The sequence below is a fragment of the Devosia ginsengisoli genome (genome assembly GCF_007859655.1).
Taxonomy (GTDB): Bacteria; Pseudomonadota; Alphaproteobacteria; order Rhizobiales; family Devosiaceae; genus Devosia; species Devosia ginsengisoli.
This window is the reverse complement of record NZ_CP042304.1, coordinates 4,061,907-4,077,860: the sequence shown is the minus strand read 5'-3', so window position 1 is coordinate 4,077,860 and position 15,954 is coordinate 4,061,907. Positions and strand designations below refer to the sequence as shown.

Here is a 15,954-nt window from a genome sequence, read left to right as displayed (position 1 = left end):
CTACTGCTTGGTCACGTCCCGCAGCACCAGCGAGAAGTCCGGTTGCAGTTCGAAATCGCCCACCGCGCTGGTGATGACTGCGTTCTGTTTCCAGTTGGCGACGAACAGCCAGGGCGCATCTTCGTGGGTGATGGCCTGGACCTGCTTGTAAAGCGCGCCGCGCTCTTCCGGGTCGGTGGAGAGACGGGCATGGTCGAGCAGTTCGTCCACTTCCGGATTGGAATAATAGGACGAGTTGAAGCCGCCTTCGGCCGGCCAGGCGGCCGTGCGCAGGGTGAGGAAGGGGAGCGTATCGGGATCGGAGGTCATCCAAGCCATTTCGGCCATGTCGCCCTTGCCTTCGAGGCCGGGATTCACTTCCGACAGGAAGGTGTTCCACTCATAGGTCTTGATTTCGACATTGAGGCCGACTGCGGCGAGATCGGCCTGGATGGCCGTGCCCATCGGCACCGGGTCGAGCATGCCGGAGCCACCTTCGGTAACGAGGAAGGTTAGGGTCGCGCCTTCGGCACCGGCTGCGGCGAGAAGTTCCTTGGCCTTTTCCGGATCGTAGGGATAGGGCGCGACTTCTTCGTTATAGGCCCAGTTGAAGGCGGGCGGGATCGGGCCGGCGGAGACTTCCGCGGTACCCTGGAGCACGTCGTTGACCAGGCTCTCCTTGTTGACGGCATAGTTCACCGCCTGGCGCACGCGCACATCGGCGAAGGGGCCGTCCTTGGCGTTGAGCATGACGTACCAGACATGCGGGCCGACGGCCTCGACGACCTGATAATTGGCGTCGTCGCGGAACTGGGCGACATTGTCGGGCGGGGTTTCGAGCAGCACGTCGATGCCGCCGGACAGCATTTCGGCGACGCGGGTATTGGCGTCGGTGATGGGGCGGAAGATGACCGCTTCGAGCGGCGGCGCGCCACCCCAATAGGCATCGTTGCGCGAGGCGACGACGCTGGTATTGGACTGCCATTCCTCGAATTTGAACGGGCCGGTGCCGACCGGGTGACGGCCGTAATCGGCACCATATTGCTCGACCGCTGCCGGGGAGACGATCAGCCCGGTGGGCGAGGCCAGGTTCGACATGAACGGCGCGAAAGGCTCGTTGAGGGTGAACTTGACCGTGAGATCATCCACCACATCGACGCTTTCGACCGAGGAGAAGAAGAAGGCGAGCGGGAAGGGACCCGTCGAGGCGAAGGGGTGGTTTTCGTCCAGCATGCGGTCGAAATTGAACTTCACCGCCTCGGCATTGAAGGGCGTGCCGTCGTGGAAGGTGACGCCTTCGCGCAGGTTGAAGGTGTATTCGAGACCATCCTCGGAAATGGTCCAGTCGGTGGCGAGGGCCGGTTCGATTTCCAGCGTGCCGGGCGTGTTGCGCACCAGGCCGTCATAGATATTGACGGCGATGCGGAAGTCGTTGGCGGCGGTGGAGACATGCGGGTCCAGCGATGCCGGTTCGGCGATCTGGCCGACGACGAGAATATTGGGGGGCGTCTGCGCCATGGCGGGCGAGACGAGAGCCAGAGCGGTCGCGGCCAGCAGCAGCGGCGCAATGCTTTTCCAGTTGCGGATCATTGATTTCCTCCTTGCGTTCCCTCGCCCTTGCCTCGCGGTAAGGACCGTGGGAGAAGAGCTGGACAATTTATCATCATAAATTCGGCGTCTGTCAATTTATGATGATAAATGTCGTTCAGAGGATTGTGCATGACTTTTTCGATCGTCGCCCGCGACCCCATGACCGGCGCCTTCGGCGTTGCCACGGCGACGGCCGGGCCGATGGTCGGGGCGCTGGTGCCGCATACGCGCGCCAGTGTGGGGGCGGCGGCGACGCAGGCCATGACCAATCCGTATCTGGCCATAGACGCGCTGGCGCTGCTGGATGAGCAACCCGCTGACACCGCCTTGGGTGCCGCGCTGGCGCGGGATGGCGATGCCGAGCGGCGGCAGATCATTGTCGTTGACCGGGCCGGACGGGTGGCTGGCTGGACCGGGGGAGAATGCGTGGCCTATGCGGGGCATTTGACTGAAGAGGGCGTGGGTGTCGCAGGGAATATGCTTGTTAGTGCTGCGGTGCTGGAGGATATGCTGGGCAGTTATCGGCGCCATCGAGAAAAGAGTGGCTTTGCCGCCAGCCTGTTGCGGGCCCTTATCGCGGGGGCCGATGCGGGGGGTGATAGTCGCGGCATCGGCTCCGCCGCCTTGCGGGTGCATGGCGACCAGGGCTTTGCCGATATCGACCTGCGGGTCGATTTTTCCGATGACCCCATGGCCGCGCTCGCGCAACTGTTCGAGCAGGCCATTTCCGGGCCCTATGCCGCGTTTTTTGCCGGCGTGCCGCGCCGGTAAGAGCGCAGCATCTTGAGGGATACCAATCATTTGCGGGAGTGACTGGACAAGGTTCATATCATTCAGTATGCACTGAACGATGAAACCTGGCGTGTCATCCGTCGACAGATTTGTGGAAGAAATGGGACTGATGTTCCAGCAGGCAGGCGACCCCAGGATCGCGGGTCGCATATTCGGCCTGCTGGTCATCGAGGGGCGCGAGCTCAGCCTGCAGCAGCTCAGCGAGAAGCTGGGCGTCAGCCGGGCCAGCGTCAGCACCAATGCCCGCCGCATGGCAAAGCGCGGCGTGATCCGGCTGACGGCCCATCCGGGCGACAGGCAGGATTTCTACGAGCTTAACAACTTCCCGTCCGTGGATGTGATAGGGGAGATGGCTGAACGGGTGATCCACCAGGCCCGGACCGTGCAGGCTTTTGTTGCCCCGCTCCGGACGGAGAACACGGCGGCGTCCGAACGGGTCGAAGACCTTTCCAAGGTCCTGGACCAGGCTGCCAGGATGCTCACTGACTGGGCTGCGGCCCTTCATAACGAACAGACGATCCGAAAGGACCCAGAATGACCGCCGCACACGAGAAGCCCGTCTGGGCCCAGAGCAAGCGTGAGAAGAACAATGCCGAGCGTGTGGCCAAGGGTCTCAAGCCCAAGCGCCGCATCGTGCCATGGATCGTGCTCGGGGTGATCGTCGTGGGCATTGTGGGGTTCATCTTCCTGCAGCCCCCTGCCCCGCCCGCGCCCGAAGTTGCAGACACCGCACCGGTCGCCAAGCAAATCCGGCAGTCGGAAACCGCGACGATCGAGGCCACGACCCTGCGCCAGACCGTCAAGGTGACGGGAACGCTGGTTCCCGGTCGGCAGTCCGAGGTTGCCTCGCAGGCATCCGGTCGGGTCATGGCCGTGCTCAAGCGGCCGGGCGATCCGGTATCGGAAGGCGACCTTCTCGCGCAGATCGACCGGGCAACCCTGGAATTGCAGCTCAACCAGCAGCAGGCCACGGCCCAGGCGACCCGCGCCCAGCTCGCCTCGTCGCAGCAGCAGCTCGAACGTACCGAACAGCTGGCAAGTCAGGGGCTGGCCAGTCCGTCGACGCTGGAACAGGCGCGTTCCGCCAATGCGGCCCTCGAAGCCAATCTGAGCGCCCTCGACATTGCCGTGCAGACGGCCGAGCTGGCACTCAGCAATGCCTCGGTCAAGGCGCCGCTCGATGGCGTGGTCTCCGCGCGCTCGGTCGAGCCGGGCCAGACCATTTCGGCGGGCACGCCGCTGTTCACCATCGTCAACCTGCAGGAAATGCAATTCGATGCGGCTGCCTCGGTCAATTCGAGCGCCATGGTCGCCCCCGGCCAGCCGGCCACGGTCGCAGTGACCGGCCTTAACGGGCAGGAATTTGCCGGCACGGTGACCCGGGTCAATCCGGTTGCCATCAGCGGCACGCGGACGGTGCCGATCTATATCGAGCTCGACAATGCCGAAGGCAGCCTGCGTGGCGGCATGTTCGCCACCGGGCAGATCACGGTCGCCGAAAAGGCCGACGCGTTTGCCGTTTCCGCCGCCGCCCTGCGTGAAGACGCCGATGGCCATTTCGTGCTCAAGCTGGCCGATGGCACGCTGGTGCGCCAGGGCATCGAAATTGTGCAGGAATGGGATCGCGGGCGCCTGGTGGAAGTCACCGGCGTAACGGCAGGCGATGTGGTGGTTTCAGCCCCGCTGGATGAACTGGCGGCCGGCGACGCCTATACGCTCGTCGAGGGCTGAGCCATGTTCCTCACTCGCATCAGCGTCAATCACCCCGTCTTTGCCACCATGATCATGGTGGCGATCCTGGTGTTCGGTGTCTATTCGTACCAGCGCCTGCCGATCGAGCAATTGCCCGATATCGACTTCCCGGTCGTGGCCGTCGTGGTCAGCTATCCCGGCGCCTCGCCCGAGGCTGTCGAGGCCGATGTGATCAAGCCCATCGAAGAGGCCGTGAACACCATTGCCGGGCTCGACACCATTCAATCCACCGCCCAGGCCGGCCAGGCCATGGTGCTGATGATCTTCAACCTCGATTCCGACTCCCAGCAGAAGGCGCAGGACGTTCGCGACAAGATCGACCCCATTGCGGCGACACTGCCCGATGGCGCCGGCGATCCGCGGGTGCTGCGCTTCGACCCCAGCGCCTTGCCGGTGCTGTCGCTGGCCGTGAGTTCCAACACCCTGTCGGACCGCGACCTGACCACCCTGACCCAGGATGTCATCGCCAAGCGGATCTCCAATATCGACGGCGTCGGCAGCGCCAGCGTTGTCGGCGGCGTGCCGCGCCAGCTCAATATCCAGATCGACCCCGATCGGCTGGCGGCCTTCAATATCAGCCCCAATGCCGTGGTTCAGGCACTGCAGGCCGCCAATCGCGACCTCGCCGCCGGCTCGATCACCCAGGACAGTATCGTGCAATCCATCCAGGTGCTGGGGCGCCTGGAGGATGAGGACGACTTCTATGACGTGACCGTGGGCAACCAGGGCGGGCAGCCCGTGACGCTGCGCGATGTCGCCACCATCGTCGATGGAACCGGGGAGGCAGCCAGCCTTGCCATTCTCAATGGCGAGCGCGCCATTGCCATCGACGTGCTCAAGACCCAGGGCGCCAATACGGTTGGCGTGGCCGAGGAAATCCGCAAGACCATCGCCAGCCTTCTGGCCAATGAACTGCCCGAGGGGCAGGTCAGCATCCAGGTGGTGGTGGACAATGCGCAGCCGGTGGAAGACTCGTTCCACGCCGTGCAGAACATGCTGGTCGAAGGCGCGCTGCTCGCCGTGGTGATCGTGTTCGTGTTCCTCAATTCCTGGCGCTCGACCATCATTACCGGCCTGACCCTGCCGATTTCGATCATCGGCACCATGGTCGTGCTCAACGTGCTGGGCTTCAGCCTCAACATGATGACGCTGCTGGCCCTGTCGCTGGCCGTCGGCATCCTGATCGACGACGCCATCGTGGTGCGAGAAAACATCACGCGACACCTGCATATGGGCAAGTCCCACCGACAGGCGGCATTCGATGGCACCAACGAGATCGGCCTCGCCGTGATGGCGACGACGCTGTCCATCGTGGCCGTGTTCCTCCCCCGTCGCCTTCATGGACGGCATTATGGGGAAGTTCTTCCTGCAGTTCGGCGTGACCGTGTCGGTCGCGGTGCTGATTTCGCTGTTCGTGGCCTTCACGCTGGACCCGATGATGTCGAGCGTCTGGTACGATCCGGCCGCTCACCCGGGCGCCAAGCGCGGCCCGGTCGGCCGGGCGGTGCAGCAATTCGACCGGCTGTTCGAATGGATCACCGGCGGCTATCGCAACCTGATCCGGTGGGCGCTGAAATTCCGCAAGACGGTACTGCTGATCGCGCTGCTGTCCTTTGTCGGCTCGTTCCTGCTGTTTCCGCGCGTCGGCGTCGAATTCATTCCCGTAACGGATACCGGCATCTTCACCGTCTCGGTGGAAACCCCGCCCGGCTCGTCGCAGGATGCTACGGCGGCCAAGCTGCGGCAGGCCGAGACGGTGATCCGCGCTTTCCCCGAGATCGAAACCACCTATTCCACGGTGGGCGGAGGCCTCGCAGCGACGGGCGCCAATAGCGGCACCATGACAGTCACCATGGTCTCCAAGGACCGGCGCGATATCACGCCCGAGCAGATCATGCCGCGCATCCGCCACGCACTCGAAGCCGTGCCCGGCGCCGAATTCCAGGTGTCGGCCGCGTCCGGGCTTGGCGGCAGCACGGCGCCGGTCTCCATCACGCTCTACGGCGATACGTTCAGCGTGCTGAGCCGGCTGTCCGACCAGCTCGAACGCGAACTGGCCGCAATCCCGGGGCTGATCAACATCACCTCCAGCGTCGATGCGGCGCAGGCGGTCGTCGGCATTCGCATCAATCGCGACCTGGCCGACAATCTGGGCATCTCGATGGGCCAGATCGCCTCGACGCTCGGGCCGCTGATCAGCGGCGAGGATGTGGCCGACTGGACCGCCCAGAATGGGCAGGTCTATTCGGTGGTGGTGCGCCTGCCGCCTGAACTGCGCAACGATGTCGATGCCATCGGCAACCTGCCGATCGCGCAGTCGGGCGCCACGGGATCGAGCCAGATGATCACGCTCAGCCAGGTGGCCGAAGTGGTGGAAAGCACCGGACCGGCGACGATCAATCGTCAGGACCTGCAGCGTGGCGTGACCATCGAGGCCTATCTGCAGGATGTGGAGCTGGGCACGGTCACGCCGCAATTGCAGGCGGCGGTCGATAGCCTCGACTTCCCGACCGGCTATAGCAGCTCGTTTGGCGGCGAGGTCGAACAGATCGGCGATACGATGGGTGCGGTGGGCTCGGCCCTGCTGCTGGCTGTCATCTTCATCTACCTGGTGCTAGCCAGCCAGTTCGGCAGCTTCCTGCAGCCTATCGCCATCATGGGATCGCTGCCGCTGGCGCTGATCGGCGTGATGGTGGGCCTGCTGGTCGGCGGCTCGACGCTCAACATGTTCTCGGCCATCGGCTTCATCATGCTGATGGGCCTCGTGGTCAAGAACGCCATCCTGCTGGTCGACAATGCCAACAAGCATGTCAAGGAAGGCTGGAACCTCTATGACGCGCTGGTAGAGGCGGGCTCGACCCGCTTCCGCCCGATCATCATGACCACGCTGGCAATGATCTTCGGCATGCTGCCGCTGGCCCTGAACCTGCATGAGGGCAGCGGGCAGAACGCCCCCATGGCGCATGCGGTCATCGGCGGCCTCATCAGCTCCACGGCACTGACACTGCTCGTGGTGCCGGTGCTGCTGACCTATATCGACAGCTTCGGCGCCTTCACCCGCCGCTTCCTGCCGAAGGCACCGGACGATGGGGAACACGTCCCGGCGGAATAGACCCTGACACCACCGATAGCGCCTTGCGAGGCGCTATCGGCCCTGCCGTCATGCTCCCAGCGACCGTGCGAGATCGTCGGCATTGCGCAGTGCCCAGGCCCAGATGGTCAGGGTGGGATTGATGCCGGGACAGGTGGAGAAAGTAGCGCCCGAATAGACGTAGAGTCCGGGCGTGTCGTGAACCTGCCAATTGGGGTCGACCACGCTGAGCGCGGGGTCCTGCCCTGCCCGCGCGCCGCCCAGATCGTGGCAGCAGCCGACGCCGGTTTCGATGGGGCCGCGACCGATGCGATGTGCTCCCATTTCCCGCAGGAGCTGTTCGGCACGTTTCTGCATGTGCTCGTAAAGCCGCCTGTCGGGCTCGCACAGGTCCCAGACCACGCGCATGACCGGGTCGCCGACGCCAGACCGGTCGCGCCAGCGCGGATCGAGCATGAGCCGGTTGGTCGAGAGCGGCAGGGCATCGGCCTGGATCTTGATGGCGGCACGACTGTTCCAGCCGCGCAGGTGCTGTTTGTATCCGGCGCCCCAGCGCGGGGCGTCGAGCGGGGCAAGATCACTGGCGATCTGCAGCGGCAAGAGTTGGTTTTCCGTGCTGAGCGTGCCGCCACCGACAATGCCGGGCACAGCTATGGCGCCGTCGGCCATCAGGTCTTCGATAATGACGGCCTGGCCGCCCGGGCCGGTATGGCGGTTGAACACCTTGTCGTTGAACTGTCCGACCACTTGCGGGAACATCTTGGACATGTAGCTCAGGCCGAGTTGCCCGTGCTGGTTGCCCAGGCCGTCCGGCCGCGTGTCATTACCGGAAAGCGCCAGCAGACGGACGGTCTCGAATGTGTAGGCCGCCACGATGGTCGCGCGGGCGTCTTGCTGGCGTTCGCGTCCGTCCGGATCGCGGTAGATGACGCCGCGGGCGCGGCCCGAACTGTCGGTGACGATGCGCAGGGCGCGGCACATGGTTCGCAGGTCGAGATTGCCCGTCGCCAGCGCCGCGGGCAGCAGCGTATCCAGCGGCGTCCAGCGCTCGCTTGTGTCGGCGCCAATGCCTTCGTCCCATGGATCGTAGGTCGGCGTGATGCCGTCGCGCGCCGCGCCGACCCGTCCCACCGGAATGGCGTAGGGCTGGTAGCCGAGCTGGCCTGCTGCCGAGGAAAATGCCTCGCCTACGGGGAATGGGCGCAGGGGTTTATAAGGCAGCGGCCGGGAGCGCGGGGTGAAGGGACTGGGCTCGCCGGCGACGCCGATCATCCATTCCAACTCGGTGTAGTAGGGCTCCAGGTCGTCATAGGTGATCGGCCAATCTACCAGGCTGGAGGCGGCGGGTAGTTCCCCGGCCAGGCCGCGACTGACAATCGCCGAGTGCTGCTGGAAATGATGGGGGTGGAAGCGGCGGAAGCGGGCGCCGTACAGCACGGATGAGCCGCCGACGCCGTTGGCCATCCGGCCCAGCGAAAAGGTCAGCGGGCGATCTTCCGCGTCGGCGGTATTGCGCACCCAGCGCGGGGATTCCGCGTTGAATTTCGGGCCGAGCGCGGCCCGGCCGTAGAATGCCTGCCCCAGTTCGTCCGGCCGGTAGGAGGCGCGGGATCGCCATGGTCCGGCCTCCAGAACGACGACCTTGAGGCCTCTATGGGCCAGCCGCGCGGCAACGACACTGCCGACGGCTCCGCCGCCGATAATGACGACATCGACATTCTGGCCGGGCGGTCGCCTTCCGGCTTCGGGGTCGAAGGCCTCGGGCAGCGGGGCGCTATCCGATGCGGTCCAATCGCTCAACCCCTGAGGATGGGTGTCATCCTTGCCGAGGCCGGGATGGCGCAGGAATTTCCACCCCGACATGTCGCGGTTGCCGCCATAGGCGGGATCGGCGAACAGGCCGCGCAGCAGGTCGCGGCGCAACAGGCTGAACCCGTCGGCGACGGCGCCCCGCTCCAGTTCGGCAATCAGCTGGTCGAGCTGGCTGTCGGCAAGCTGGGTGGCCGGACGCTTCCAGCGTGCCATCGCACTGATCGACAGCCAGTCGAACAGCCTGCGGTAGGCGGTCAAATTTTCCGCCTCGACCCCGGCCAGGGCGCCATCGACATAGTCGACCGCGCCCATGCGGCTGGCGCTGCGGCCATCCCCATCGTCGGGAAACATGCGGTCGAAGACTGCCCCGAGCAGGGCAGCCTCCGATTCACTCAGGGCCAGTCGAGCCCGCGGGCGGTCACCTGACGATCCGTCAGTGGGTGCCATCCAGGATGGCTCCCTGCTTCTTCAGCTCGGCGCGCAGGTGCCCGACATCGACAGAGTGGACATCGCCGGGGCGGTTGCTGCGGATGCTCAGGGCAGCGCCGAGCCCGGCCGCCTCGCCCTGGGCCATGCAGGGGCCCATCACGCGGGCGGAGCCGTGTCCCTCACGATCGGCGGACATGCAGCGGCCGACAGCGTAGAGGTTGCGGATGCCCTTTGCCACCAGCATGTCGTAGGGCATGTCGTAGGAGCCGCCATCGGCCACCGGGATGCGGACCTGCTTGGTGCCCTCCTGGTGAATATCGACATGGTGCGATCCCTTGCCGATGCCGTCGTCGCGCTTGCGCGCATTCAACACGTCATCGCCGGTGAGAATGTAGTCGCCGACCACGCGGCGCGTCTCGCGGATGCCGATACGATGCGACAGGCCGGCGAAATACGCCTTCTCGAAGCCGGGGATGTTGTTGCGCATGAAGGCGATGCTGCGCCATGCCTGGTCGGTCAGCGTCGTGAAAGCATTGGAGAGCGCAACGGCGTCGGTCGCATCGATATTGGCGATACGCGTCGTGTTGACCGAAACTTCCTTGCGCTCGGCGGATACCGGAATGATGCCGATCAGCGCGGTTTCCTGCAGCTCGCCGCGCTCGATACCGCCGGTGATCAGCGGGCCACCGGCCTTGAAGAACACCGCGGGCTGCCTCTGGTCGTAGAGGTTCTGCGCGCACTGTTTGGGTGTCAGCGACTGGCCCATCCATTCGGATTCGCCCACCGCAAGGTTCTCGGGGTGATCGACACAGAACTGCAGGAGATCCATGGTCTCGACGCCACCGATGCGGAACAGCATGGTGAGCGGCTGGAACTCGCCTTTTTCGTTGGAGATCATCATCTGCGCGCCGGCGCGCATGGCAATGTCGCCATCGCCGGAGGCGTCGATATAGACGGGCGCCTCGACCAGCGTGCGGCCCCTTTTGTTGATGACCACGACGCCGGTGACCTCGTCGCCGCGACGCACCACGTCTTCGGCGAAAGAGTACATCCAGACATGCACGCCGGCACGGCGGACCACGTTGGCAACGGCCAGCTTCATGATTTCCGGATCGATGCAGACATACCAGATCAGGCGCCAGTCGTTGATGGCCCCAATATAGCCGCCGAGCCGCTCGTGCTCTTCCAGGATCTCCTTGAGGACCCCGCCGACGACCCATTCGCCGCGCGCATTGAGGGCCCCGTCGACGGGCAGGCCGGTGATGAGTTCGCCGCCAATCATCGAGCCGGCTTCGAGAAGCAGCGTCTTCATGCCGGCCTTGGCGGCGCTTATCGCAGCCGCGATGCCGGCACAGCCGCCACCCGTAACAACAACGTCATAGTTTTCCTGAATCAGGGTCTGAGCCATTCGTAACTCCTAAAGGCCGAGGAAGGGGTGAGATCAGGCGAGGGTGTGCCCGCTTTCCTGATCGAACAGGTGGATTCGCTGGGGATCGAAGTGGACGCCGACAATGTCGCCAGCCGCGACGGAGATTTCGCGCGGGTCGCAGCGCACGCCAATCTCGTCGCCGGTCATGAGGCGCAGGTAGACGAAGAGTTCCGCACCGGCGAGCTCGGTCAGGACGACCTCGCCGCGGATGCCATTGTCGTCCGGGGGTCCGATGGTGACGGCCTCGGGACGGACGCACAGCGTCACCTTCTGGCTGGCCTTGCTGAGCCGGCGCTCACCGACGGCGATCACCGTTTCGCCCTTGCGGAAGGTCAGCGCGCCTTCGCCCTCAAGCTCGCCGTCGAGGAAATTGGCTTCCCGATCTCCGACGAAATTGGCCACGAAGGTATTGATCGGGTTGTTGTAAATCTCGAGCGGCGGCGCGACCTGCTGCAGCTTGCCCTGGGCAAACACCGCAACGCGATCCGACAGCGTCATGGCCTCGGACTGGTCATGCGTCACATAGACGATGGTCGAGCCAAGCTGGCGGTGCAGCTCCTTGAGATCGCGACGCATGCGCACGCGCAATCGCGCATCGAGATTGGACAGCGGCTCGTCGAGCAGGAACACGCGCGGATCGCGCACCATGGCGCGGCCCAGCGCGACGCGCTGCTGCTGGCCACCCGAAATCTCCTTGGGGTAGCGCGCCAGCAGGTTGCCGACGCCTAGCGTTTCCGCAACGCGCTCGACGCGCCGCTCGATTTCACTCTTTTCGGGGCGCGGCTTGCGCGCCTCGAGCGGGAAGGCGATGTTTTCGGCGACCGTCATATGCGGGTACAGCGCATAGTTCTGGAACACCATTGCCAGGTCGCGCTGCTCGGGCGGCAAATGCGTGATGTCGCGATCCCCGATATGGATCGTGCCGGTATCCGCGGCCATCAGGCCGGCGAGCAGGTTGAGCGTGGTCGACTTTCCCGAACCCGACGGGCCCAGCAGGGAAACGAACTCTCCATCGCCGACCGTCAGGTCGAGATTATCGAGGGCCGTGACGGCGCCGTAGCGCTTGGAGACATTGCTAAAGGTGACAGCGGACATAGATTAACCCTTCACCCCACCGCCGGTGAGACCGGAGATGAAGTAGCGCTGGAGAACGATGAAAATGGCGATGATGGGGATGATCGAAATGACCGAGGATGCGAGCAGTGGTCCCCATTCGCGGCCATAGAAACCCAGGTAGAAGTAGACCGCGACCGGGAAGGTCCGCACCGATTCCGATGAGGTCATGGTGACGGCCACCACAAAATCATTCCACGCAAAGACGAGGACGAAGAGCGCGGCGGCGACAAGCGCCGGCTTTGACAGCGGCAACACGACCCGGCGCAACGTGCCCAATGCGGTATAGCCGTCGATGCGGGCGGCGTGCTCGATCTCTACCGGCAGGGAAAGGAAGTAGCCGTAGAGCATCCAGATGACGATCGGCAACTGATAGGCCGTATAGAGGAGAATGAGCCCGGCATGCGTGTTCATCAGGCCGATCACGCTGAGCAGCGTGAAGGTCGGGATGAGCAGCGACGCGATGGGAATGCTCATGACTCCGATGGTGAACACCATCAGGACCTTGCGGCCGCGGAACTGATAGCGCGCCATGGCATAGGCCGCCAATGCGCCGACCGTCAGGGCGACCACGATGGTAATGGCCGAGATCAGGGCGCTATTGCCCAGATAGAACAGTCCCTTGTCGCCGATCACGCGGGAATAGTGTTCCAGGGTCACTTCGCGCGGGATGAAGCGCGGTGGCACTTCGAGAATCTGGTTGGTGGGTTTCAGCGAAGACAGCACACCCCACAGAATGGGTGCCAGGGCAAAGACGACGATGATGGCGTTGACGATGGTGCGGATTGTCGCGCGCTGCGTCGCTTCGCGCAGATAGGGGTTCGCTTTCATCAGATATTGCCCGCCTTCTTGAACAGGCGCAGGAGGACGGCGACCAGCGCGAGATTGACGATGAAGACAAGGATAGCGAGGGCGTTTGCCTGCCCCAGCACATTGTCGCTGAAGCCGAGGCGGTACATCTTGAGAACCACCGATTCCGTCGATGTGCCCGGTCCGCCTCCCGTCAGAATGAGGGGGTAGGTGAGCGTGTTCACCAGATGGATGAACAGCCGGATCACCGTGATGAAGATCGGGACCTGCAGCAGCGGCAGGGTGATCCGCACGAAGCGGTACCAGGCGGACGCGCCGTCCACGCGGGCCGCCATCTGCAGGTGCCCCGGAATGCTCTTGAGGCCGGCCAGCAGCATGATCATGGCGAAGGCGCTGTCGCGCCAGACCGCGTTATAGACGAGCGCGGCCATCGCGGTATTCGGATCGGCCAGGATGCTTACATCGCCCATTCCCATGGGTGCGAGGATCAGGTCCGAGAGGCCCGACTCCTTGGAGAACACCCACTTGAGCAGCATCGAGCCGACAAGCATGGCGATCATGTAGGGGATCAGAACGACGGCCTGCATGACGCCGTTGAGGCGGTTGGAGCGCTCCAGCCACATTGCCAGACCGAAGCCGATGACGAAGGTCAGTACGAGCGAGACGATGGAGAATGTGAGGGTGACGGCAATGGCATTGCCAACCATCGGGGAGGTCAGGATGCGCCAGTAATTGTCGAAGCCGGAAAACCCGCGGATCTGAAAGAACTGCACCCGGTTGAGGCTGTACCAGAAGCCGATGATCAGGGGGACGATGACGAACCCGAGCTCGATGAGTACCGCCAGCCCGACCAGACGGTAGGGCGTATATTTTTCTGAAGTGAACATTGCGCGCCGTGGCTTTGAGGAGGGCGGAGATGGCGCGAGGCCATCTCCGCGAGCGGGCTTGTGTTACTGGCGGTCGTTGGTGGACTGCTCAGCCTGCCGCAGGGCGTCGTCGAGGGTCGCCTGGCCGAGGATGACCTGCTGGGTCGCGAGGTTGAAATCGGCCTGGGTGCGACCCCAGTTGCACTTGCCGGGCATCAGTTCGCCATTCTCGGCGACGATTTCCGCAGTGGCGCGAAGCCCTTCGCGGACGGGATCGTCCATCTCCGGCCGGTCGGCGATCGAGCGGTAGGTCGGGATCTGCTCGCCCGGTATGTTCCAGAGCCTGGCCCCTTCCACACCCGACATGTAGGAGATGAACTTGGCTGCCGCCTCGCTGTTGGGCGAGCCGGCCCATTGCACGGCCCACCAGCCGACCAGCAGCGCCGGACCGGGCTCACCTGCCGTGACGCCGGGAACCGGAGCGATGCCGAGCTGGCTACCATCCCAGCCGGCAGCGGTGCGCTGGATCTGCTCGTAGCGCGAATTGGCGATGATCATCATCGCATAGCGGCCCGCGGCAAACTGGTCGATGGCGTCGTCGGAGGACATGGCCAACGCTTCGCGCGGGGTCACGTTGTCCTTGGTGATCCAGTCCACCTGCATACCGACGGCCATGCGGCCGGCATCATTGTCGAACTGCGCGACGCAATTGTCGTCGAAGATGCGACCGTTTCCGTCGACCGTGGCGAGAAAGGCCGGGGTCACGGAATAGCGTTCCTGGCTCAGGCCGAGCCCGATGCCCCAGACGTCGTTCTGGCCATCACTGTTGGTGTCCGCGGTCAGTTTTTTGGCGGCCTCGGTCACGCCGTCCCAGGTGGCGATATCGGCCGCCGTCAGGCCCGCGGCCTCGAACAGGTCCTTGCGGTACATCAGCACCCAGGTGGAGGGCATCAGCGGTACGGCGCGGACGGCGTCGCCGTCGGTCACGGCACTGAAGCTGCTGGTGAGAAGGAAGTCCTGGCGCTGCTCTTCCGACCACTTGTCCAGCACCAAAGCCTTCAGGTCGGCGCCGGAATCCGAATTCATGATGAAACCGAGATTTTCCGAATTCACCCAGCCGATATCGGGCGCATTGCCGGCATTGGATCCGAGCACGAACTTCTCGGCCAGCGTGGACCAGACCTGCGGCTCGACATCGATCTTGATATCGGGATTGGCGGCCTCAAAATCCGCGATCATCTGCTTGAGCGCGACATTGCGGCCGCCTTCTGCATTGATGTCGAGGAATGTCCACATCGTCACTGTCGTCTGAGCGTGCGCCACGGTGCCCGCCAGAAGCGATGCGACCAGTACGCCGCCCATCACTTTCCAAAGCTGCTTCATTCTATACCTCCCGGTTTGCTTCATCGGGTTCAGGGAGCAACCCAAAATAAAGCTCGCCGATCCGATTGAAGTGATTGCTCATGACCGCAACAGCGGCTGCTGAATCCCGGTCACGAATGGCGTTGATGAGATGCGCGCGAAACTCGATGCCCAGCCGCCAGCTTTCGGCGTTGTCGACTTTCTGACGCAATGTGTCCCAGAGCTCGCCGCTGCGGACGCGCCAGAGCTCGGCGACCGTCGATGCGAAAATCTGGTTCTGCGAGATGCTCGCAAGCATGGTGTGGAAATATCGGTGCTCGTCGGCGGGCGACGCATTGCGCTCGATGAGATCGCGCATGCGATCGAGGCAATCCTCGAGATTGCGAACGTCCTCTTCGGTGGCGCGCTGCGCTGCAAGTTTCACGCAGGCCAGTTCGATCACGCGGCGCGCCTCGAACTGTTCGATCGGGCCCGGACCGAGGTCGCGTCCGCCGGCAAGCGGGATCATCCGCAGAATGCCGGCATCGGTGCGCACATAATTGCCACCGCCCTGCCGGCTTTCGACCAGCCCCATGACTTCCAGCGCGATCAGGGCTTCCCGGATCGAGGGCCGGCTGACGCCGATGATCTCGGCCAGCTCCCGTTCCGGCGGCAGCGCCGATCCCGGCGGGAATGTCCCGTTCAGGACGAGTTCGCGCACGTGGTCGGCAATCTGTTCGTATAGCCGCCTGGGGCGAACGACCTTCAATTCGATACTGCGCTTGTTCATGGCGACCTCCTGGCAGCGTGCTTAACAGCAGAGTGGACAGAGAGTCAATTGGCCTTACCAATTTACACGATGTGCTGTGATGACAGGGATGGGCGCTGGAAAGGCGGCTGTTCATCAGGCGGGTGCAGTGGGATTTGGTGCTAGCGAGATGCACGCGCGG

At 64.0% G+C, this 15,954-nt stretch carries 12 protein-coding genes and 1 pseudogene; 5 read left to right on the top strand and 8 right to left on the bottom strand.

The window, feature by feature from the left end; genetic code table 11:
• Nucleotides 1–1,569: an ABC transporter substrate-binding protein gene (locus tag FPZ08_RS19890; RefSeq protein ID WP_146292178.1), complete on the bottom strand. Its 1,569-nt coding sequence runs from the start codon at nucleotides 1,567–1,569 to the stop codon at nucleotides 1–3.
• Nucleotides 1,570–1,698: 129 nt separating this feature from the next.
• Here FPZ08_RS19890 and FPZ08_RS19885 point away from each other — a divergent pair, with 129 nt between their 5' ends.
• The 5 genes and pseudogenes from FPZ08_RS19885 (at nucleotide 1,699) to FPZ08_RS22870 (ending at nucleotide 7,225) form a co-directional block, all read left to right on the top strand.
• Nucleotides 1,699–2,340: a DUF1028 domain-containing protein gene (locus FPZ08_RS19885; protein WP_146292176.1), complete on the top strand. Its 642-nt coding sequence runs from the start codon at nucleotides 1,699–1,701 to the stop codon at nucleotides 2,338–2,340.
• A 91-nt stretch (nucleotides 2,341–2,431) separates the two neighbouring features.
• Nucleotides 2,432–2,899: a GbsR/MarR family transcriptional regulator gene (locus FPZ08_RS19880; protein WP_186767096.1), complete on the top strand. Its 468-nt coding sequence runs from the start codon at nucleotides 2,432–2,434 to the stop codon at nucleotides 2,897–2,899.
• Nucleotides 2,896–4,092 (top strand): efflux RND transporter periplasmic adaptor subunit, encoded by a 1,197-nt coding sequence (locus FPZ08_RS19875; protein WP_146292166.1) that lies wholly within the window; start codon nucleotides 2,896–2,898, stop codon nucleotides 4,090–4,092. The genes FPZ08_RS19880 and FPZ08_RS19875 overlap by 4 nt, the downstream gene beginning before the upstream one ends.
• A gap of 3 nt (nucleotides 4,093–4,095) precedes the next feature.
• Nucleotides 4,096–5,382: pseudogene (locus tag FPZ08_RS22875) on the top strand (efflux RND transporter permease subunit); the annotation flags it as partial.
• Between the two features lie 70 nt (nucleotides 5,383–5,452).
• Nucleotides 5,453–7,225, top strand: a complete 1,773-nt coding sequence (locus FPZ08_RS22870; protein WP_342780147.1) for an efflux RND transporter permease subunit — start codon at nucleotides 5,453–5,455, stop codon at nucleotides 7,223–7,225.
• Nucleotides 7,226–7,273: 48 nt separating this feature from the next.
• Here FPZ08_RS22870 and FPZ08_RS19865 read toward each other — a convergent pair whose 3' ends face one another.
• The 7 genes from FPZ08_RS19865 to FPZ08_RS19835 form a co-directional block, all read right to left on the bottom strand.
• Nucleotides 7,274–9,463, bottom strand: coding sequence for a GMC family oxidoreductase (locus FPZ08_RS19865; protein WP_146292164.1), 2,190 nt, complete (start codon nucleotides 9,461–9,463; stop codon nucleotides 7,274–7,276).
• Nucleotides 9,450–10,853 carry an FAD-dependent oxidoreductase gene (locus tag FPZ08_RS19860; protein ID WP_146292162.1) on the bottom strand — a complete coding sequence of 468 codons (1,404 nt, stop codon included), beginning with the start codon at nucleotides 10,851–10,853 and terminating at the stop codon, nucleotides 9,450–9,452. The genes FPZ08_RS19865 and FPZ08_RS19860 overlap by 14 nt, the downstream gene beginning before the upstream one ends.
• Before the next feature lie 33 nt (nucleotides 10,854–10,886).
• Entirely contained in the window at nucleotides 10,887–11,969 is a 1,083-nt protein-coding gene (locus tag FPZ08_RS19855; RefSeq protein WP_146292160.1) for an ABC transporter ATP-binding protein, read from the bottom strand.
• Between the two features lie 3 nt (nucleotides 11,970–11,972).
• On the bottom strand, nucleotides 11,973–12,818 hold the full coding sequence (locus FPZ08_RS19850) for a carbohydrate ABC transporter permease (RefSeq protein ID WP_146292158.1): 846 nt from the start codon (nucleotides 12,816–12,818) through the stop codon (nucleotides 11,973–11,975).
• Nucleotides 12,818–13,684, bottom strand: coding sequence for a carbohydrate ABC transporter permease (locus FPZ08_RS19845; protein WP_146292156.1), 867 nt, complete (start codon nucleotides 13,682–13,684; stop codon nucleotides 12,818–12,820). Before FPZ08_RS19845 ends, FPZ08_RS19850 begins: the two co-directional genes overlap by 1 nt.
• A 63-nt stretch (nucleotides 13,685–13,747) precedes the next feature.
• Complete coding sequence (locus FPZ08_RS19840) at nucleotides 13,748–15,046, bottom strand: ABC transporter substrate-binding protein (RefSeq protein WP_186767095.1); 1,299 nt, start codon at nucleotides 15,044–15,046, stop codon at nucleotides 13,748–13,750.
• 1 nt (nucleotide 15,047) lies between these two features.
• On the bottom strand, nucleotides 15,048–15,794 hold the full coding sequence (locus FPZ08_RS19835; RefSeq protein ID WP_146292152.1) for a FadR/GntR family transcriptional regulator: 747 nt from the start codon (nucleotides 15,792–15,794) through the stop codon (nucleotides 15,048–15,050).
• Between the last annotated feature and the right edge of the window lie 160 nt (nucleotides 15,795–15,954).